At 41.4% G+C, this 19,097-nt stretch carries 18 protein-coding genes; 13 read left to right on the top strand and 5 right to left on the bottom strand.

The features are described from left to right. The first annotated feature begins 3 nt into the window (after positions 1-3). Positions 4-573, top strand: coding sequence for a flavin reductase family protein (locus tag DWY31_RS08645; protein ID WP_118520100.1), 570 nt, complete (start codon positions 4-6; stop codon positions 571-573). A 67-nt stretch (positions 574-640) separates the two neighbouring features. On the opposite strand, the gene DWY31_RS08640 is transcribed toward DWY31_RS08645, so the two are convergent. After that, entirely contained in the window at positions 641-1,513 is an 873-nt protein-coding gene (locus DWY31_RS08640) for a phosphoribosylaminoimidazolesuccinocarboxamide synthase (protein ID WP_118288464.1), read from the bottom strand. Positions 1,514-1,663: 150 nt separating this feature from the next. After that, entirely contained in the window at positions 1,664-3,040 is a 1,377-nt protein-coding gene (locus tag DWY31_RS08635) for an MATE family efflux transporter (protein WP_118520098.1), read from the bottom strand. Between the two features lie 375 nt (positions 3,041-3,415). Here DWY31_RS08635 and DWY31_RS08625 point away from each other — a divergent pair, with 375 nt between their 5' ends. Both DWY31_RS08625 and DWY31_RS08620 read left to right on the top strand, forming a co-directional pair. After that, positions 3,416-4,228, top strand: coding sequence for a polysaccharide deacetylase family protein (locus tag DWY31_RS08625; RefSeq protein ID WP_118520096.1), 813 nt, complete (start codon positions 3,416-3,418; stop codon positions 4,226-4,228). Between the two features lie 139 nt (positions 4,229-4,367). Continuing rightward, positions 4,368-5,684, top strand: coding sequence for a replication-associated recombination protein A (locus DWY31_RS08620; RefSeq protein WP_021861393.1), 1,317 nt, complete (start codon positions 4,368-4,370; stop codon positions 5,682-5,684). A gap of 64 nt (positions 5,685-5,748) precedes the next feature. Here DWY31_RS08620 and DWY31_RS08615 read toward each other — a convergent pair whose 3' ends face one another. After that, a complete protein-coding gene (locus tag DWY31_RS08615) occupies positions 5,749-6,537 on the bottom strand; it encodes an ATP-binding protein (RefSeq protein WP_118520094.1) in 789 nt (262 codons plus the stop codon). Positions 6,538-6,651: 114 nt separating this feature from the next. Between DWY31_RS08615 and DWY31_RS08610 the strand changes: the two genes are divergently transcribed. The 8 genes from DWY31_RS08610 (at position 6,652) to dnaJ (ending at position 15,912) form a co-directional block, all read left to right on the top strand. Continuing rightward, positions 6,652-7,302 carry a Crp/Fnr family transcriptional regulator gene (locus DWY31_RS08610; RefSeq protein ID WP_118520092.1) on the top strand — a complete coding sequence of 217 codons (651 nt, stop codon included), beginning with the start codon at positions 6,652-6,654 and terminating at the stop codon, positions 7,300-7,302. 68 nt (positions 7,303-7,370) lie between these two features. After that, a complete protein-coding gene (locus tag DWY31_RS08605; protein WP_118520090.1) occupies positions 7,371-9,818 on the top strand; it encodes a hybrid sensor histidine kinase/response regulator in 2,448 nt (815 codons plus the stop codon). Continuing rightward, positions 9,818-10,435: a response regulator transcription factor gene (locus DWY31_RS08600; RefSeq protein WP_021861389.1), complete on the top strand. Its 618-nt coding sequence runs from the start codon at positions 9,818-9,820 to the stop codon at positions 10,433-10,435. Before DWY31_RS08605 ends, DWY31_RS08600 begins: the two co-directional genes overlap by 1 nt. Before the next feature lie 75 nt (positions 10,436-10,510). Continuing rightward, positions 10,511-10,804, top strand: a complete 294-nt coding sequence (locus DWY31_RS08595) for a hypothetical protein (protein ID WP_021861388.1) — start codon at positions 10,511-10,513, stop codon at positions 10,802-10,804. Between the two features lie 147 nt (positions 10,805-10,951). Continuing rightward, positions 10,952-11,995: a heat-inducible transcriptional repressor HrcA gene (gene hrcA, locus DWY31_RS08590; RefSeq protein WP_021861387.1), complete on the top strand. Its 1,044-nt coding sequence runs from the start codon at positions 10,952-10,954 to the stop codon at positions 11,993-11,995. 17 nt (positions 11,996-12,012) lie between these two features. Beyond that, the gene (gene grpE / locus DWY31_RS08585; RefSeq protein ID WP_118520088.1) at positions 12,013-12,645 is read left to right on the top strand and encodes a nucleotide exchange factor GrpE; all 633 of its coding nucleotides are present in this window, start codon (positions 12,013-12,015) and stop codon (positions 12,643-12,645) included. A gap of 35 nt (positions 12,646-12,680) precedes the next feature. Further along, positions 12,681-14,564, top strand: coding sequence for a molecular chaperone DnaK (dnaK, locus tag DWY31_RS08580; RefSeq protein WP_021861385.1), 1,884 nt, complete (start codon positions 12,681-12,683; stop codon positions 14,562-14,564). Positions 14,565-14,715: 151 nt separating this feature from the next. Further along, positions 14,716-15,912: a molecular chaperone DnaJ gene (gene dnaJ, locus DWY31_RS08575; protein ID WP_117537361.1), complete on the top strand. Its 1,197-nt coding sequence runs from the start codon at positions 14,716-14,718 to the stop codon at positions 15,910-15,912. A gap of 105 nt (positions 15,913-16,017) precedes the next feature. On the opposite strand, the gene DWY31_RS08570 is transcribed toward dnaJ, so the two are convergent. Then, on the bottom strand, positions 16,018-17,280 hold the full coding sequence (locus DWY31_RS08570) for an MFS transporter (protein WP_243060501.1): 1,263 nt from the start codon (positions 17,278-17,280) through the stop codon (positions 16,018-16,020). A 115-nt stretch (positions 17,281-17,395) separates the two neighbouring features. Between DWY31_RS08570 and DWY31_RS08565 the strand changes: the two genes are divergently transcribed. Then, a complete protein-coding gene (locus DWY31_RS08565) occupies positions 17,396-18,292 on the top strand; it encodes an AraC family transcriptional regulator (RefSeq protein ID WP_243060498.1) in 897 nt (298 codons plus the stop codon). Positions 18,293-18,468: 176 nt separating this feature from the next. Here DWY31_RS08565 and DWY31_RS14170 read toward each other — a convergent pair whose 3' ends face one another. Further along, positions 18,469-18,537 carry a hypothetical protein gene (locus DWY31_RS14170; RefSeq protein WP_237998137.1) on the bottom strand — a complete coding sequence of 23 codons (69 nt, stop codon included), beginning with the start codon at positions 18,535-18,537 and terminating at the stop codon, positions 18,469-18,471. 251 nt (positions 18,538-18,788) lie between these two features. Between DWY31_RS14170 and DWY31_RS08560 the strand changes: the two genes are divergently transcribed. Beyond that, on the top strand, positions 18,789-19,085 hold the full coding sequence (locus DWY31_RS08560) for an STAS-like domain-containing protein (protein WP_243060496.1): 297 nt from the start codon (positions 18,789-18,791) through the stop codon (positions 19,083-19,085). Positions 19,086-19,097: the final 12 nt, after the last annotated feature.

The following is a 19,097-nucleotide window of genomic DNA, read 5'->3' as shown; positions in this document are numbered from 1 at the left end:
AAGATGGCAAAACAGATATGGAAACCGGGCAATATGGTTTACCCGCTTCCGGCAGTTATGGTTAGTACAGCAGATAAGAACGGAGAAGACAATATTATTACCGTTGCATGGACGGGAACGATCTGTACGAATCCGGCTATGCTCTATATATCCGTGCGTCCGGAGCGCTATTCTTATCATATGATTAAAGAAAGCGGAGAATTTGTTGTAAATCTGACGACGGAGGCACTGGCAAGGGCAACCGACTGGTGTGGTGTTCGTTCCGGCAGGGATGTAGATAAATGGAAAGAGATGGGACTTACTCGTGGAAAAAGTGAGACATTACAATATTCACCGTGTATTAAAGAAAGCCCGGTGAATATTGAGTGCAAGGTGGATCAGATACTGGAACTCGGTTCACATCACATGTTCACGGCGAAAGTACAGGCTGTTCAGGTAGATGACAGATATATGCAGGAGAATGGAAAATTTGATCTTGCCTCCAGCAGACTGCTGACATATTCCCATGGAGAGTATTATTCGCTGGGAAAGAAGCTTGGAACATTTGGCTATAGTGTGAAGAAGAAAAAATAGAATAAAATAATATAATAAAAACAGATCCTTCTATCAGAGGGATCTGTTTTTATGAATGCTTCTAAAATTAAGCAAGGTCTTCACCTGTGAGCATCTTGTATGCCTGCAGATATTTCTCAATCGTTTTGTCAACGATCTCCTGAGGGAGTGTCCAGTCGTTGTCCGGATTTGCTTTCAACCAGTCACGGGCAAACTGTTTGTCGAAGGACGGCTGTCCATGTCCCGGCTCATAACCGTCTGCAGGCCAGAAGCGGGAGCTGTCCGGTGTGAGCATCTCATCACCGATAACAAGATTACCATTCTCGTCAAGACCAAATTCAAATTTGGTATCTGCAATGATGATTCCTTTACTTAATGCATATTCTGCACATTTTTTATATAACGCGATAGTGCTGTCACGAAGCAGTTCGGCATATTCACGACCTTTTCCTGGGAAATATTTTTCCAGGTGAGCAATACTCTGTTCAAAAGAAATATTCTCGTCGTGATCACCGATTTCAGCCTTGGTAGACGGAGTGTAGATTGGTTCCGGCAGTTTGTCGGATTCTTTTAATCCTTCCGGCAGCTTGATTCCGCAAACAGTTCCATTCTCCTGATAGCTTGCCCAGCCGCTTCCTGTGATATATCCGCGGACGATACATTCAATCGGAAGCATGTGAAGCTTCTTGCACATCATGGATTTACCGGCATATTTCTCATTCTGGAAAAATTCCGGCATATCATTTACGTCAACTGAGATCATGTGGTTTGGAAGAATATCTTCTGTCATATCAAACCAGAATTTGGACATCTGTGTGAGAACAGATCCTTTCTTTGTAACCTCATTGTGTAAAATCACATCGAAACAACTGATGCGGTCTGTAGCAACCATGATCAGACTGTCTCCATTGTCATAAATCTCACGTACTTTACCTTCTTTGATTGGCTTTAATTCCTGCATTGTTTACACCTCGTTATTGAATTTTTTGAAAAATATCACAGTAACCGTATCACTCTTTGTAGTATAATGTCAAGTTATTTGATAATGAACTGTAAGAAAAACAATTCATGCACAAAAGTATCCGTATAAGGAAAAAAGAAAGCACCTCTTTTAAAGAGGTGCGATTTTCAGACGGTAAATTCTTTTTAACAGAATCGTTGACGTGATGAGTGAGACAATCTCAGCGATAGGAATTGCCCACCAGACAGCATGCAGTCCAAACAGGATTGCGAAAATATAAGCAATCGGTAGAATCGCAAAAAGCTGTCTTGCCAGAGAAACGATCAGGCTGTAGACCCCATTTCCCAAAGCCTGGAATACAGAACCGACAATGATGTTATATCCGGCGAACAGGAAACTTAAGCTGATGATCCGAAGTGCCGGTACGCCGATAGCAAGCATCTGTTCTGATGCATCAAACAGTGTGAACAGGAAGAAACGAGGACAGGTCTGGAATAATACAAGACCGATCATCATAATCGTCACTGCAATCGCAACACTGAATTTAGCTGTCTGTATAATACGGTGTTTATTTCTGGAACCATAATTATAAGCAACGATCGGAATCATACCGTTGTTCAATCCGAATACCGGCATGAAGATAAAGCTCTGTAATTTAAAGTAGACACCAAATACAGCAGTTGCAGTTGAAGAGAACATTAGCAGGATTTTATTCATACCGAATGTCATGACGGAAGTGATTGCCTGCATGATGATCGATGGAACACCTACTTTGTAAATAGTGGCGATCGTGCGTCCGTGAGGGCGAAAACCTTTCATATTAATATCAATTTCATGATTTTTCGTATGATTAAAAAATGCTGCTAAAATAACACCGACAATCTGTCCGGTAATGGTGGCAAGTGCAGCTCCGGCAACTTCCAGTCGTGGAAATCCGAACAGACCGAAGATCATAATCGGATCAAGAATAATATTGATGATCGCTCCGGTTCCCTGTGTGATCATGTTGTAAATTGTTTTTCCGGTAGACTGCAGAAGACGTTCGAAGGTAATCTGCATGAAAATTCCGAAAGAACAGATTGTGATAATGCTTAAATATTCTGTACCGTAAGCAACGATCTCAGGATTTTTTGTCTGGACAGAAAAGAAAAAATGAGAACCGATGCCGCCGATAATTGCAAATATGATAAAACTTAAAACAGCAAGGAAAATACCATTTTTTGCAGCACGATTGGCACCTTTATAATCTTTTTCACCAAGATTACGGGACAAAAGTGCGTTGATACCAACGCCGGTTCCAGATGCGACAGCGATCATCAGCGTCTGGATTGGGAAAGCGAGTGATACGGCAGTCAGTGCGTCTTCACTTAGCTTGGCTACGAACATGCTGTCTACAATATTATACAATGCCTGGACGAGCATGGATAACATCATCGGTAGTGACATTGAGATAAGCAATTTTGGAACCGGCATGGTTCCCATTTTATTTTCATGGACAGGTGTTGTTTTTTGTTTTGTTTGTACCATAAAAATCCTCCTTTAGAATAAAAACATGTAAATGCACACGTAAATTTAATTATAGCATTTGCAGATGGAATTAACAATACATAATATGATAACATACTTTTTCTTTGTCTCTGATATGAGCATAAAAGTGGAGCGTAAGTTTTATGATATGTGAATACGGGACAGAATTGCGGGAGTATGAAGTACAGTACATTCGTATGGCATCTTTTGATTCGGACATCATAGTAGAAAACAGCACGATACAACATAACACGAAGTAATACATACAGGGTATTGCAGTGGGGACATAGGTTGTCAAGCATTAAATCTGCCGCATAGGATTTTGGGCAGATACATATATTTTTACAAAGTGCAAATCAAATGGTATGGGAGAACATGAAGAAAAGAGAGAAGAAAGAAATCAAAGTGATGTGTGCTTTGTTGTATATGATGGGACTTTGTCTGGCACTTGGAATTTCTCTGCGTCCGGTGGCGAAAGAAGCACATCCGGAAGACAGACTCATACAAAACAGTGATAAATCTGTTCCGGCAGACGGGAAGATGCAGGCCGGCAAAAAATCAGTTTCGGTAGATGGAAAGTTACAATTGGAAGATGGACAGCAGATGAGTGATTATGTAAGAAAAGATAACGAAGCAAAGAAAGTGGCACTTACATTTGACGATGGACCAAGTGGAAAATACACAAAAAAACTGCTGGATGGTCTGAAAAAGAGGAAAGTTAAGGCAACATTTTTCCTGATTGGGGAAAATGTGAAGCGCTATCCGGAAATTGTAAAGCGGATGAAAAAAGAAGGACATCTGATCGGGAATCATACCTATCATCATGTCGAGCTGACATCACTGCCGGAAGATAAGGCGAGGCAGGAAGTAGAGCAGACAGATCAGACGATCAGTAAGATCACAGGTGAACATGTGGCTTATATGCGACCACCGTTTGGGGCATGGAAGAAAGAGATGGAGACGGAACTGGAAGTGATGCCGGTGCTATGGACAGTAGATCCACTCGACTGGACGACGAAAAATGTGGATGAAATTGTGCGGAAAGTAGTGACGCAGACAAAGGAAAATGATATTATCTTATTGCATGACTGCTATGATTCCTCTGTGAAAGCTGCATTTCGGATTATTGATCAGCTCAGGGACAGAGGATTTGCTTTTGTAACGGCAGAAGAACTGATTATTGATTAATCAACGGAAAAGCTTTTAACTGTATAGAAAGCAGAAAGTACAAAAAGTTAATCCGTACAGGAAGTAGAAAGTATAAATAGAAAATGTTAATCTGCACAGGATGTATAGATAGAAACATAAGATAGAGAGGCGATAAAGAATGGACTTATTTGATTATGTCAGAGAGAAAAATATGGATAAGGAAGCACCGCTCGCATCCAGACTCAGACCAACGACGTTGGAAGAAGTTGTCGGGCAGGAGCATATTATAGGAAAAGACAAACTTCTATACCGGGCGATCAAGGCGGATAAATTAAGTTCCGTCATTTTTTATGGACCGCCGGGAACCGGTAAGACAACACTGGCAAAAGTCATTGCCAATACGACAAGTGCAGAATTTACGCAGATCAATGCAACCGTTGCCGGTAAGAAAGATATGGAAACAGTGGTGCAGAAGGCAAAAGAACTGCTGGGAATGTATCAGAAGAAGACGATCCTTTTCGTAGATGAGATCCACCGTTTTAATAAGGGGCAGCAGGATTATCTGCTCCCGTTTGTGGAAGACGGTACGATCATCCTGGTCGGTGCGACAACGGAGAATCCATACTTTGAAGTAAATGGTGCGCTGATCTCCCGCTCCAGTATTTTCGAACTGAAACCGCTGAAAAAAGAAGACATTAAGAAATTATTGCAGAGAGCAGTCTATGATGTGGAAAAAGGAATGGGCAGCTACCGCGCAGAGATTGATGAAGATGCGCTGGATTTCCTTGCTGATATAGCCGGAGGGGATGCAAGAAGTGCACTTAATGCGATAGAACTTGGTATTCTGACCACCGAACGAAGTGAAGAAGACGGGAAAATACACATTACACTGGATGTGGCATCCGAGTGTATCCAGAAACGAGTCGTGCAATATGATAAGACGGGAGATAATCATTATGATACAATCTCGGCGTTCATTAAGAGTATGAGAGGATCTGATCCAGATGCGGCAGTCTATTATCTGGCGAAGATGTTATATGCCGGAGAGGACATCAAATTTATCGCAAGACGAATTATGATCTGCGCATCAGAAGATGTCGGAAATGCAGATCCGATGGCTCTGACCGTAGCCGTATCTGCCGCACAGGCAGTAGAACGGATCGGTATGCCGGAAGCACAGATTATTTTATCACAGGCGGTTTTGTATGTAGCTACTGCTCCAAAGAGCAATTCCGCATGCAATGCGGTATTTGCAGCAATGGATAATGTGAAACAGAAGAAGACAACAGTTCCTTCTTATTTACAGGATGCGCATTACAAGGGTTCTGTAAATTTAGGACATGGCGTTGGTTACAAATATGCACACGATTATCCGAAACATTATGTGAAACAGCAGTATCTGCCGGATGAGATTAAAGATGAGAAATTTTATGTGCCAAGTGATAATGGACATGAAAAAGACATACAGGCGTGGATGAAATATATTCGCGAATAAATTTGGGACGGGGATTTTCTGGAAAATCCCCGTCCCAAATTAAAATCCCCCTGTCCCTTTTTAATTATTTCCGTAAAGAACCGTCAATATTTACAGTGACAACCTGCCAGGGAATGAATTTCCCGCTTGCTTTTAAAGCTTCTTTTGCGGCATACTCCAGACCGCCGCAACAAGGCACTTCCATGCGGACAATGGTAACGCTCTTGATGTCGTTTCCGGCAATGATCGAGGTCAGTTTTTCAGTGTAATCGACAGCATCCAGCTTCGGACATCCGATGAGAGTAATGCGGTTGCGGATGAAACGGTTGTGGAAATCAGCGTAAGCGTATGCAGTGCAGTCGGCTGCGATCAGCAGGTTTGCACCGTCAAAATAAGGAGCATTGATCGGAGCAAGCTTGATCTGTACAGGCCACTGGCTGAGCTGGCTTACCGGAGCCGTTCCATTATCAGCAGAGGTAGCTGATTCTTCATTACGGTGCATGATGGAGCGGATGCGCTGTCCCGGACAGCCTGTGAAAGTAGATGGTTTCTCTTTGTGGGAAGATTTTTCGGCAGGAGTGTCATGTTTATGAGCTTCTTTTGCATCCAGGTGTCTTTTAAGAGCGTCGCCGCCTTTTTTCTTCAAATGTTCTTTCACAGCATCATCGTCATATGCTGCAGCTTCTCTTTCTATAAAATGGATGGCATCGGTCGGACAGGCAGGAAGGCAATCGCCCAGTCCGTCACAATAATCGTCACGAATCAGCCGTGCTTTCCCATCGATCATCTGGATTGCACCTTCATGGCATGCGTTTGCACAGGCACCGCATCCGTTACATTTTTCTTCGTCTATTTGAATAATTTTTCTGATCATGTGAAATTCTCCTTTTCATATAATAAAAATTAAATGGTTTACTTGTTTTGTCTTGCTTAGTCTACTACAATAAAAATAAAAAAGATGTTGTATTTCCAACAAAAGGAGATTTTTATGAAAATAAATGAAATTTCATTATTTGGAGGAATCCGGGAGGAAAATCTGACAGAAATGTTAAAATGTCTGGATGGAAGAGAAAAAAGTTACAGAAAAGGAGAAATGATCCTTACGGAAGAAGAATCCTCTGCAGGTGCGGGATTAGTATTGGAAGGGATGGTGCAGGTTGCCGAAGAGGATGTGTTTGGCAACCGTAATATTCTGGAGCATGTAAAAACGGGACAGTTATACGGGGCTGCATTTTCCTGTGCGGGAATTAAGAAGAGTCCGGTCAGTGTAATGGCGGTGACAGATTGCAGAATACTTCTTATTAATATGAATAAAGTGATCGAGACATGTCCGATGTCGTGTACATTTCACCAGCGGCTCATCAGCAACCTTGTCCGGATCATGGCAATAAAAAATGTTGCATTGAATGAAAAAATCAGCCATCTTTCCAGACGGAGTACAAAAGAAAAACTGTTATCGTATCTTTCAGATTGTGCAAAGAAGGCACAGAGTATGCATTTTACGATTCCTTTCGACAGACAGGAACTTGCCGATTATCTCTGCGTGGAGAGAAGTGCCATGTCTGCGGAACTTGGTAAATTAAAAAAAACAGGCATACTGGACTGCCGGAAGAATGAATTCTGGTTAAAAGAAATGTGACCGGAAGACACTATGATTTCAGAGGGAGTATTTTATACTGAAAACAGAACAAATTGGAGGATTGTCGCATGAAGGAACGAAAAGACAAGAAAATGCAGCATATTTTGGAATCACTGTTTTTAGATACAGCGCTTCCATTTCGTGTAAGGCTGTTTAATATACTGGCGATCGTGGGAGTACTGATCAGTGTGATGAATGGTATTTTTTCTTATATGAACAGTGGAAATCCGGTGTTGTTATTTACCAATGGGGTGACAGCGGTCTTATCTTTTTCACTTTTATATTATGCATATAAAAGCCGAAATTATCAGTTCTGTTATTTTATAACAATTATAGCGATCTTCATGATCCTGTTTCCAATTCTGTTTTTTAAAGGCGGCGGTTACAAAAGTGGCATGCCATGTTTTTATGTCTTTGGAATTTTATTTACTGTATTTATGCTGGAGCGTTTGCAGATGATCTGCTGTGTATTGATTGAACTGCTAATCTATATTGCAACAATAGGAATTGCCTATGCATACCCGCAGACGGTTATCTGGTTTCTGTCGGAGAAAGAGATTGTTATTGATACCATCGTAGGCGTTGCAGTATCGAGTCTTGCTATCGGTACAGTTACTTACCTGCATTTCCGTCTGTATAACAGGCAGCAGATCTATCTGACAGAAGCGAGAGAAGAAGCTATGAAGGCAAATCAGGCGAAAAGTGTTTTCCTTGCAAATATGAGTCATGAAATACGGACACCGATCAATGTGATGCTTGGAATGAATGAAATGATACTCAGGGAATGTGATTCGGAGGATATCAGGCAATATGCACAGGGAATTGAAAAATCCGGAAATTATCTGTTATCATTGATCAATAATGTGCTGGATATTTCCAAAATTGAATCCGGAAAAGTAAAGATTACAAAAGAACCATTTTCTATTTCGGCACTTGTACAGGAAATCTGGCTGTTAGGATCCGGACAGGCGGAAAATAAAAATCTGGAGTTTCAGGTGAAAATAGATGAAACGCTGCCGGAATATATAAACGGGGATGCTTTACATATGAAACAGATTATGCTGAATCTGATCAGTAACGCTGTGAAATACACGGAGAACGGTTCTATTGTATTCCAGGTGGAAAGATGTGGCGAAAAGATCCGTTTTTCTGTGAAAGATACCGGATATGGCATAGAGAAAGAAGCAATGAATACGTTATTTGATGCATTTGCCAGAGTGGATGTGAAAAAATACAGAAATATTGAAGGAAGCGGTCTGGGGCTGGCAATTGTCAGAGAACTCTGCCGGGAGATGGATGGAAAGGTTGAAGTACAAAGTGAAGTCGGGACAGGGAGCAGATTTACGGTAACATTTCCTCTGGAAGAGGCAGGAAAACAAAAATCCGGAGAATGGCATCCAAGGAAAGAAAAAGAAGAAAAGCATGCGAGCACTTTTGTTGCACCGGATGCAAAGGTTCTTATTGTGGATGACAGGGAAGAGAACCTGCGAGTGATCTGTTCACTGTTAAAACATACCAAGATCCGCACAGATACAGCAGTGAGTGGCTCGGAATGTATCGAGAAAGTCAGAAAAGGAAATTATCATATGATATTTCTTGATTATATGATGCCGGAAATGGATGGGCTGGAAACATTTCGGCGTATGAAGGAGATGGAAATCCGTGTTCCGGTGATCGCACTGACGGCAGATGTTACAAGTGGAATCCAGCAGATGTTTGAAAAAGAAGGATTTGCCGCTTATTTATCAAAACCGATTCGCTGGGAGAGAATGGAAGAGCTGCTTCTGGCTTATCTGCCGGATATACTGGTTACAAAAAGCAGCCGAAAAGAATGGAAAATATCAGGAAAAGATTACAACCGGCTGAAAGCACAGCTGCAAGTCTGTGAGATCCAGATGGAAAAAGGACTGCATTTACTGGATGGAAATATATATCAATATGCAAAATTGATAGAATTTTTTACAGATTATTATGAACCGAATCGCAGGCAGATGGAGAAAATGGAAAAAGCACTGAAATATGCAGATACAGAAAAGAAAAGGACGGAGATCCTGATGGCACTGACCGGTGAAATGCATACACTGAAAAGCAATGCAAAAGCAATTGGCGCAGGAGAACTCTCAGAGCTGGCACAGGCGATGGAAGTGCATGGCAAAGAAATGGATGCGGATTATTTCAAATATGCAATGCCGCTTCTTTATCTGGAATGGGAGAGAACGGTAAAAGGAGCCAGACAGTTCCGGAAAGAAATAGTGCAGCTCATACCGCAGAGAGAAAACGAAGAAGCAGAGAGTACCATAGCAGATATAAACCGGAAAGAAACCTATGAAAAAGCATTACGTGAAGCATTGATGCGTTATCAGGGGAAGGAAGCTTCCACCTGGAATCAAAAGCTGCTGGACACAGAAAATGATCCGGAGAGAAGAAAGCTGTTGGAACAGATCGGACAGAAAATCCGCGAGCTGGATTTTGAAGAAGCAGAGAGTATTTTCAGAAAGTGGAAGGAGGAACACTGATGGAGAAAAAACATGTATTGGTCGTGGATGACGATCTGATTTTATTAAAGACAGCAGAAGAGATTCTGTCAGAATTTTACAGTGTCAGTGTAGCCAAAGCCGGGAGCCAGGCGATTGCACTTCTGGAAAAAGGCGTGATCCCGGATCTGATCCTTCTGGATATTGCTATGCCTGGAATGGATGGATATGAGACACTAAATGAGATGAAGAAGATTCCGGCGGCAGGCAGTGTGCCGATTATTTTCCTGACCGGATTTTCCGATGCAGATTATGAAGTGCGCGGATTAAAATCCGGCGCGGTAGATTATATTGTGAAACCATTTGTGAAAGAAGTACTGCTTGCAAGAGTGGAACGCCATTTACAATATGAAGAAGGACGGGCCAGAGAAGAACGAACGGAAGAAATAAAGGAGAATGAAACGTATAAAAAGATGCAGGAAGTGTTAAGCCCAATCGAGTGGAAGATTGCGCAGGCAATTGCAAAAGGGATGGACAACCGGGAGATTGCGGCGGAATATCATTATTCTTATGGTTATGTGAAAAATGTAATTACCCGTATATTTTCAAAACTTGAGGTGGAGAAAAGAAGAGATCTGCGGAAAATGTTTGAAGGATAGGGGATGTTCGGTTGTGTTTTACATAGAAAAAGGCTATAATAGAGGAAATATATAACCACGCAGGAGGAATGCAAAATGAAAATTTTTGACACAGTAAACAAAGCAGAAGTAGAAGTAAATGGAACAGACGGACTGGTTCAGCTTATGAAAGACGGCCGTCAGGTAGATCTTTATCTGAAAGAGAAGAAATCTGATGAAGACGGATACATGAGCTGGGATGTAGAACACTGGTCAAGTGTAGATGGTAAAAGATTTATCCGCTGCTATTCATTAGAGGGACGTGTATTAAGTGAGTCTACAGGACATAATATCTATGATCTGGCAAATGATTTCAAACCGGAAGAGGCTGCAAAAGTAGAACTGAGCTAGACTGTTTTAAAGCGTTTGAAAAGAATCTAAAAAAATAATAAATACTGTTGACAAACAGAAAAAGGAGTGCTACATTAATAGTCGAAAGATGTTAGCACTCCTTTTTAATGAGTGCTAACAAAGAAAAATCCGAAAGGAGGAGAGCTGATGTTAGAAGAACATGGACTGAGTGATCGTAAGCTTAAGATTTTACATGCGATTATACAGACTTATCTAGAGAGTGGCGAGCCGGTCGGATCGAGAACCATTTCCAAATATACGGATTTGAATTTAAGTTCAGCAACGATCCGTAATGAGATGGCGGATCTGGAAGAACTTGGTTATATCATACAGCCACATACATCGGCAGGTCGTATTCCTTCGGATAAAGGCTACAGATTATATGTAGATATGCTGATGCAGGAGAAGGAGCAGGAACTGAATGATATGCAGGATCAGATGCTTCAGAAAGCAGATAAGATGGATCAGCTTCTGAAACAGGCAGCCAAAGTTTTAGCGAACAATACGAATTACGCAACGATGGTTTCCACTCCGATGAACAATTCCAATAAGATCAAGTTCCTCCAGTTGTCTATGGTGGATGAAGAACAGGTGATCGCGGTAATTGTTCTCGGCGGCAATGTGATTAAGAACAAGCTCATTCATCTGGAAGAACCGCTCAGCAATGAGAACCTGCTGAAGCTGAATATGCTTTTGAATACAACACTCAATGGTATGTCCATTGAGGAGATCAATTTAGGACTGATCGCAAGACTCAAAGAGCAGGCAGGTATTCACAGCGTGGTGATTGGCAATGTACTGGATGCAGTCGCAGATACGATACAGGTCGATGAAGATATGCAGATCTATACAAGTGGTGCGACGAACATTTTTAAATATCCAGAGCTCAGCGATAAGCAGAGCGCTCAGGATATCATCAGTGCATTTGAAGAAAAACAACAGCTTACAGAGCTTGTAACCCAGACACTTTCTCATGAAGAGAATACAGGAATCCAGGTTTATATCGGTGATGAAGCACCGGTACAGAACATGAAGGACTGCAGTGTCGTGACCGCAACCTATGAATTAGGCGAGGGCATGAAGGGAACGATAGGCATTATCGGACCGAAGCGGATGGATTATGAGCATGTTTTAAAATCTATGAAGCGTCTCCAGACAGAACTGGATCAGATGTTTCATAAGAATGAATAAGAAAGGTGGAAGTACCCTTGGAAGATAACAAAGAAAAGAGCCAGGAAGAGATGGTAAAGGAAGCTGTGGAGGAAGCAAAGAAGACAGCTGAAGCCACTAAAGAAGAGGCAGCCGAAGACGAAGCGAAGGAAGCAGAGACAGAGGGCAGCAAAGAATCCGATACAGAAGAGAAGAAATCCGGCAAGAAGTTATTTGGAAAGAAGGATAAGAAAGATAAAAAAGACGAGAAGATTGAGGAACTGACTGACAGACTCACTCGTCAGATGGCAGAGTTTGATAACTTCCGCAAACGTACAGAGAAGGAGAAATCCCAAATGTACGAAGTTGGTGCGAAAGATATCATAGAGAAGATTCTTCCGGTTGTAGACAATTTCGAAAGAGGTCTGGATGCAGTGAAGGAAGAAGACAAAGAAGATCCATTTATCCAGGGAATGGAGAAGGTTTACAAACAACTGATGACAACACTGGAAGGAATCGAGGTGAAACCTATCGAAGCGGTAGGTCAGGAATTTGACCCGAATCTTCACAATGCGGTTATGCATGTGGAAGATGAGAATCTCGGTGAGAATATCATTGCCGAAGAATTCCAAAAAGGTTATATGTATCGTGACTCTGTAGTGAGACACAGTATGGTAAAAGTAGCAAATTAGAATTTATTTAGAAATAGAACAGGAGGACAATTATTATGGGTAAAATCATTGGTATTGACTTAGGTACAACAAACAGCTGTGTAGCCGTAATGGAAGGTGGACAGCCAACAGTTATCGCTAACACAGAAGGTGCAAGAACTACACCGTCAGTAGTAGCATTTACAAAAACAGGAGAGCGTCTTGTAGGTGAACCTGCAAAACGTCAGGCAGTTACAAACGCAGAGAGAACAATCTCTTCTATCAAGAGAGAGATGGGATCTGATTATAAAGTAACTGTAGATGAGAAGAAATATTCTCCGCAGGAGATTTCAGCAATGATCCTTCAGAAATTAAAAGCAGATGCAGAAGGATATCTTGGAGAAAAAGTAACAGAAGCTGTTATCACAGTACCTGCTTACTTCAACGATGCTCAGCGTCAGGCTACAAAAGATGCCGGTAAGATCGCAGGACTTGATGTAAAACGTATCATCAACGAGCCTACGGCAGCAGCACTTGCTTACGGACTTGACAATGAGAATGAACAGAAGATTATGGTATATGACCTTGGTGGTGGTACATTCGATGTATCCGTAATCGAGATTGGTGACGGTGTTATCGAGGTATTATCTACAGCAGGTAACAACAGACTTGGTGGAGATGACTTTGACCAGAAGATCACAGATTACATGATCGCAGAATTCAAGAAACAGGAAGGTGTAGACTTATCTACAGATAAGATGGCACTGCAGAGATTAAAAGAAGCAGCTGAGAAAGCGAAGAAAGAACTTTCTTCTGCAACAACCACAAATATCAACCTGCCATTCATCACAGCTACAGCAGAGGGACCGAAACATTTTGATATGAACCTCACAAGAGCTAAATTTGATGAACTGACACACGACCTTGTGATGAAGACATCTGAGCCGGTTCAGAGAGCATTATCTGATGCTGGTATCACAGCTTCTGAGCTTGGTCAGGTACTGCTGGTTGGTGGATCTACACGTATCCCGGCTGTACAGGAAGAAGTAAAACGTCTGACAGGAAAAGAGCCTAGCAAATCTCTGAACCCAGATGAGTGTGTAGCACTTGGTGCTTCTGTTCAGGGTGGTAAACTTGCAGGAGATACAGGCGCAGGCGACATCCTTCTTCTGGATGTAACTCCACTGTCACTGTCTATCGAGACAATGGGTGGTGTAGCTACAAGACTGATCGAGAGAAATACAACAATCCCGACAAAGAAGAGCCAGATCTTCTCTACAGCAGCAGATAACCAGACAGCCGTTGATATCAACGTTGTACAGGGTGAGAGACAGTTTGCTAAAGACAACAAGTCCCTCGGACAGTTCAGACTGGATGGAATCGCACCGGCTCCGCGTGGAGTACCGCAGATCGAAGTTACATTCGATATCGATGCAAATGGTATCGTAAATGTATCTGCAAAAGATCTTGGAACAGGAAAAGAGCAGCATATCACAATCACAGCAGGATCTAACATGTCTGATGAAGATATTGATAAAGCTGTAAAAGAAGCTGCTGCATTTGAAGCACAGGATAAGAAACGTAAAGAAGGAATCGATACAAAGAACGAAGCAGATGCATTCGTATTCCAGACAGAGAAAGCATTGTCTGAAGCTGGAGACAAACTGGATGCAGCTGACAAAGCAGCAGTAGAAGCTGACTGCAAAGCACTGAAAGATCTGCTTGAGAAGGCAAATACAGAAGAGATGACAGATGCTCAGATCGCTGAGATTAAAGCAGCAAAAGAAAAACTGACAGAGAGTGCTCAGAAACTCTTCACAAAGATGTATGAGCAGGCAGGAGCTGCAGCTGGCGCACAGGGAGCTGATCCGAACATGGGAACAGGTGCACAGGGAGCAGGTCCGGCACCGGAAGGATTCCAGGGAGACGACGTAGTAGACGGAGATTATAAAGAAGTATAAGACCTGGTAAGATAGGTTGTTCTGTGTGTCCGGTGTAAGCCGGGCACACAGAACTTCTTTCTGTTTCACAGTATCCGTAAGAAGCTGTCAGTGGCAGGTGCTTACAGGTACAGGAAAGGCAGATTAGATTTACAGTGGAAAGGGATAAGAGATGGCAGAATCAAAGAGAGATTATTATGAAGTGCTTGGCGTAAGCAGAGATGCAGATGAAGCCACAATTAAAAAAGCATACAGAAAAGTCGCTAAAAAATACCATCCTGATATGAATCCTGGTGATGCAGAGGCGGAAAAGAAATTCAAAGAAGCATCGGAAGCCTATGCGGTACTGAGCGATGCAGACAAACGTCGCCAGTACGACCAGTACGGTCATGCAGCCTTTGAAGGTGGCGCAGGCGGAGCCGGTGGATTCGGCGGATTTGATTTTAACGGCGCAGATTTCAGTGACATTTTCGGAGATATGTTTGGTGATCTGTTTGGAGGCGGCCGAAGAGGCGGTCGTGCCAGTCAGGGACCTATGAAAGGTGCAAACATCCGCAAGAGTGTCAGAATTACATTTGAAGAAGCAGTGTTTGGCTGTGAAAAAGAGTTGGATGTTGTATTAAAAGATTCATGTCCGAAATGTAATGGAACAGGTGCAAAACCGGGAACATCCCCGGAGACATGTTCAAAATGTGGAGGAAAAGGTCAGGTTGTTTATACACAGCAGTCCTTCTTCGGAACAGTACAGAATGTACAGACCTGTCCGGACTGTCACGGAACCGGTAAAATCATCCGTGAGAAGTGTTCAGGCTGCGGTGGAACCGGTTATGTTTCCAACAGAAAGAAAATATCTGTATCCATTCCGGCAGGTATTGACAATGGACAGAGTGTAAGAATCCGTGAAAAAGGAGAACCGGGCGTGAACGGCGGACCAAGAGGAGATCTTCTGGTAGAAGTGGTTGTATCCAGACATCCGATCTTCCAGCGGCAGGATATGCATATTTTTTCTACGGTACCGATTTCATTCGCACAGGCAGCACTTGGTGCAGATGTGAAGATCAAGACCGTAGACGGAGATGTGATCTACACTGTAAAACCGGGAACCAAGACCGGTACAAAAGTACGTCTCAAAGGCAAGGGAGTTCCTTCTATCCGAAGTGCAAGCATCCGTGGCGATCATTATGTAACACTGGTGATCCAGACACCGGAACATTTAAGTGCAGAAGCGAAAGAAGCACTCCGCAAGTTCGATGAGCTTTCCGGCAATACTTTGCATACACCGGAATCATCCGAACCAAAGGATTCTGCAAAAGGTGGAAAGAAGAAAAAAGGCTTTATGGATAAAGTGAAAGAAGCTTTTGAGGATTAGAAGAGATTTATTAGCCATAGATGAATAATGAACAGAAAGAGAATGTGAATCGGATATAGAGATATATCGATGCATATTCTCTTTCTGTTTTTTTAAAATTGCTTATTAGCGATAGAAAACAGATGATAAAATTGTGCAATTGTGCTTGTCTGTGTGGCAGGACCGGTAAAAGAAGCAAAAATATTTAGTAATTTTCTTTTGTCTTCTGCAAAGAATGACTCCTATAAGTAGCAACACTGGAAAAATAATTCCTGCCAAAATTCCCATCTTTAGGTTATCTCCAAAAGCTCCTGATACCATTCCAACCAATGTAGGACCTCCTGAACAACCTATATCTCCACCTAATGCCAGCAATGCAAACATGGCTGTTCCCCCTTTGGGCAAAGCTGCCGATGCCTTGCTGAAAGTTCCAGGCCACATGATTCCCACTGAAAGCCCACAGACAGCGCAGGCAATCAGATTTAATAGCGGAATCGAGAATAATGAAATCCCTAAATAGGATAAAATACATAAAAAACTACTATAAATCATAAAGTGTTCCAAATTGATACGGTCACCATACTTACCATAAAACAATCTTGATATTCCCATTAGAACCGCAAATGCCATCGGCCCTGCTAAGTCGCCGGCTGCCTTTGAAATTCCAAGACCTTTTTCTGCAAAAGCAGAGGCCCATTGACTTACTGCTTGCTCACTTGCTCCTGCACATATCATCATAATCAACAAAATCCAAAAAATTTTCATCCGAAACAATTCCTTTAATCCAAGTCCGGTATCTCCATCCTCAAGCAATGGTGCAATGGGAACCTTTGAAAAAACAAAAGCATTTCCAATTGGAATAACCGCCCAAATAATGGCTAATATTTTCCAGTTATCTATACCGACTACATAAAAGAACACGGTTGATATGAGTACAACTCCGGCGTGTCCCCAGCAATAAAAAGAATGCAACAGGCTCATTGCTTTTTCCTTATTGTCGGATGGGCAAGCCTCAACAACTGGACTGACTAGGACTTCCAAAAGTCCACCACCTACCGCATAGATCATTACAGCAATCAAAATTCCAATAAAGGAAACTGGTAAAATCTCTGGTAAAACTGTAAGAAAGAATAATCCTGCCGCTGCTAGAACATGAGCTATAATCATTGATATCCGATATCCTATTTTATCAACAAATCTGACAGAAAGAAAATCAACCAGTAGTTGTATCCCAAAATTAAAAGTCACTAACAATGTAATTTGGGAAATTGGAATATGATAGCATTTCTGAAAAAACAAAAAAAGCAGTGGTGTAAAATTATTAACGATAGCTTGTACAATATAACCTACAAAACAGGCTGTAATTGTCTTATTATATTGGTTTTTCATTTTGTCCTCCTCTAATAAATGTGATTATATCGTAAACTTTATATCTAGTCATTGTATAAAATCATATATTTATGGTACAATATAACAAATTTTATTATTTATGAGGAAATATAGCATGGAGACTTTTGAGATAACTACAGATGAAACACTACGAGAAACCATCCAGCATGGCAACAATCGTTATCCATTTGCATACTATCCTGATAATATTTGGAAATTTGACTTCCATCGCATTGACTGGCATTGGCATCATGAATTAGAATTTCTTTATACTGCTGAAGGTACTGCGCTCTGCCTTATAGGTACAAGTAAAATAGAACTACATAAAGGTTGCGGCATATTTATCAATAGCGGTGTCCTGCATCGTTTTGAAGCACAAAGCAGTACATTTGCACCTAATATTGTTTTTTCGCCAACCCTATTAGCACCCGAAAACAGCCTCATTTACGAAAAATATATTCTTCCTGTGATAAGCTCGTCTGCTCCATATCAAGTTTTCAGTCCATCCAACACATTTGGAAAACAGGTGCTACAACTTTTGTCGCAAATTTGTACTATTCAGGAAACTAAGCCGGATAATGAATTATGTACTATACAACTTTTATTTCAGCTTTGGAACATATTGCAAAAAAATATGGACTGGACTTCTGATTCTAACAGTATTCATCGATTAAATCACAAACAAGCAAGATTACAAGCTATGATGCAGTATATTCATGATCACTACATGGAAGAGATTACATTGGAGATGATTGCGGCATCGGCATCTATCAGCAAAAGTGGAGCATTACACATTTTTCAAACTGGCATCCACTGTTCTCCGGTAGCATATCTAATTCAATACAGACTAGCACAGGCTGCTGAACAACTTTATATCACTCAAAAATCGGTTTCTTCCATTGCAGAAGAAACCGGATTTACAAGTTCCGGCTATTTCTGCCGGAAGTTTAGACAATATTATCATATGAGTCCAAATGAATACAGAAAGAAGAAAACAGAGGAAATTTCTTAATTTCTACTTTCTGTAATCATACAATATTTGGAGATGATGTTGTTTTTCGTTATATTATCTGTATCAATTATGCTGACAATATACTATTTATGCATCATATTTACAATGTTCAAAAGATAAAAGTATTCTATATGCAAATGGATAGATTTATATATTTTATCTATCTGTTTGCAATTTTAATAATAACTCCTTGTATCTCGCCAGCCTTTTATATACCACCTGATTGCAACATATACCAGTTGCACAAATAATAAGAGAAATAGCAGATTACCACAATGAATGTCTATGCACACTCTACAAGAAAAGCTAAGCGGGAATCCGCAAAGTTACTTGATAAAGTGGCAGGCAATGACTAAATAAAACATTCCCTTATTTCCCTTACGATTATCTCATAAGGGCAAAAATAAGGGAAAATTGACAACAGATGCCACAGGACATTTCGGAGAGGGTATTTTTTTTACATCCAAATGCCTGGAATCTATGGCAATCTGGTCAGATGATATTGTATATAGATATCATTGCACTTATTCCAGTAAAGGAGATGTGTCCGTTTGGTAATCCGGTTGCCAGATCACAGGCAAGACGTATATTGAGACGTCTGGAAGAATTTCAAGAGATTATTTTTGATTTTCGAGATGTGGAAATTCTCGGACAGGGATTTGCAGATGAAGTATTCCGTGTGTTCCAAAACAGATATCCGGAGATTGTACTGACCGTGCAGAATGCAAATAAGTCCGTACAGGGAATGATTCGACATGTAAGCGGTGGACGGAACAAGACTTATCCGTTATAATAAAAGATACGG

It is taken from the genome of Dorea sp. AF24-7LB, from assembly GCF_003478575.1.
In the GTDB taxonomy this organism is placed as follows: Bacteria; Bacillota; Clostridia; order Lachnospirales; family Lachnospiraceae; genus Dorea_D; species Dorea_D hominis.
This window is presented reverse-complemented; position numbering and strand designations above follow the sequence as displayed.

Excerpts from the sequence above, each read along its gene's own strand:
- DWY31_RS08560 (WP_243060496.1), top strand. The coding sequence starts at position 18,789 with ATGATATTGTATATAGATATCATTGCACTTATTCCAGTAAAGGAGATG.
- DWY31_RS08640 (WP_118288464.1), bottom strand. The coding sequence starts at position 1,513 with ATGCAGGAATTAAAGCCAATCAAAGAAGGTAAAGTACGTGAGATTTAT.
- DWY31_RS08610 (WP_118520092.1), top strand. The coding sequence starts at position 6,652 with ATGAAAATAAATGAAATTTCATTATTTGGAGGAATCCGGGAGGAAAAT.
- DWY31_RS08615 (WP_118520094.1), bottom strand. The coding sequence starts at position 6,537 with ATGATCAGAAAAATTATTCAAATAGACGAAGAAAAATGTAACGGATGC.
- dnaJ (WP_117537361.1), top strand. The coding sequence starts at position 14,716 with ATGGCAGAATCAAAGAGAGATTATTATGAAGTGCTTGGCGTAAGCAGA.
- DWY31_RS08620 (WP_021861393.1), top strand. The coding sequence starts at position 4,368 with ATGGACTTATTTGATTATGTCAGAGAGAAAAATATGGATAAGGAAGCA.
- DWY31_RS08605 (WP_118520090.1), top strand. The coding sequence starts at position 7,371 with ATGAAGGAACGAAAAGACAAGAAAATGCAGCATATTTTGGAATCACTG.
- DWY31_RS08565 (WP_243060498.1), top strand. The coding sequence starts at position 17,396 with ATGGAGACTTTTGAGATAACTACAGATGAAACACTACGAGAAACCATC.
- DWY31_RS08595 (WP_021861388.1), top strand. The coding sequence starts at position 10,511 with ATGAAAATTTTTGACACAGTAAACAAAGCAGAAGTAGAAGTAAATGGA.
- DWY31_RS08570 (WP_243060501.1), bottom strand. The coding sequence starts at position 17,280 with ATGAAAAACCAATATAATAAGACAATTACAGCCTGTTTTGTAGGTTAT.
- hrcA (WP_021861387.1), top strand. The coding sequence starts at position 10,952 with ATGTTAGAAGAACATGGACTGAGTGATCGTAAGCTTAAGATTTTACAT.
- DWY31_RS08635 (WP_118520098.1), bottom strand. The coding sequence starts at position 3,040 with ATGGTACAAACAAAACAAAAAACAACACCTGTCCATGAAAATAAAATG.
- DWY31_RS08600 (WP_021861389.1), top strand. The coding sequence starts at position 9,818 with ATGGAGAAAAAACATGTATTGGTCGTGGATGACGATCTGATTTTATTA.
- DWY31_RS08645 (WP_118520100.1), top strand. The coding sequence starts at position 4 with ATGGCAAAACAGATATGGAAACCGGGCAATATGGTTTACCCGCTTCCG.
- DWY31_RS08625 (WP_118520096.1), top strand. The coding sequence starts at position 3,416 with ATGAAGAAAAGAGAGAAGAAAGAAATCAAAGTGATGTGTGCTTTGTTG.
- dnaK (WP_021861385.1), top strand. The coding sequence starts at position 12,681 with ATGGGTAAAATCATTGGTATTGACTTAGGTACAACAAACAGCTGTGTA.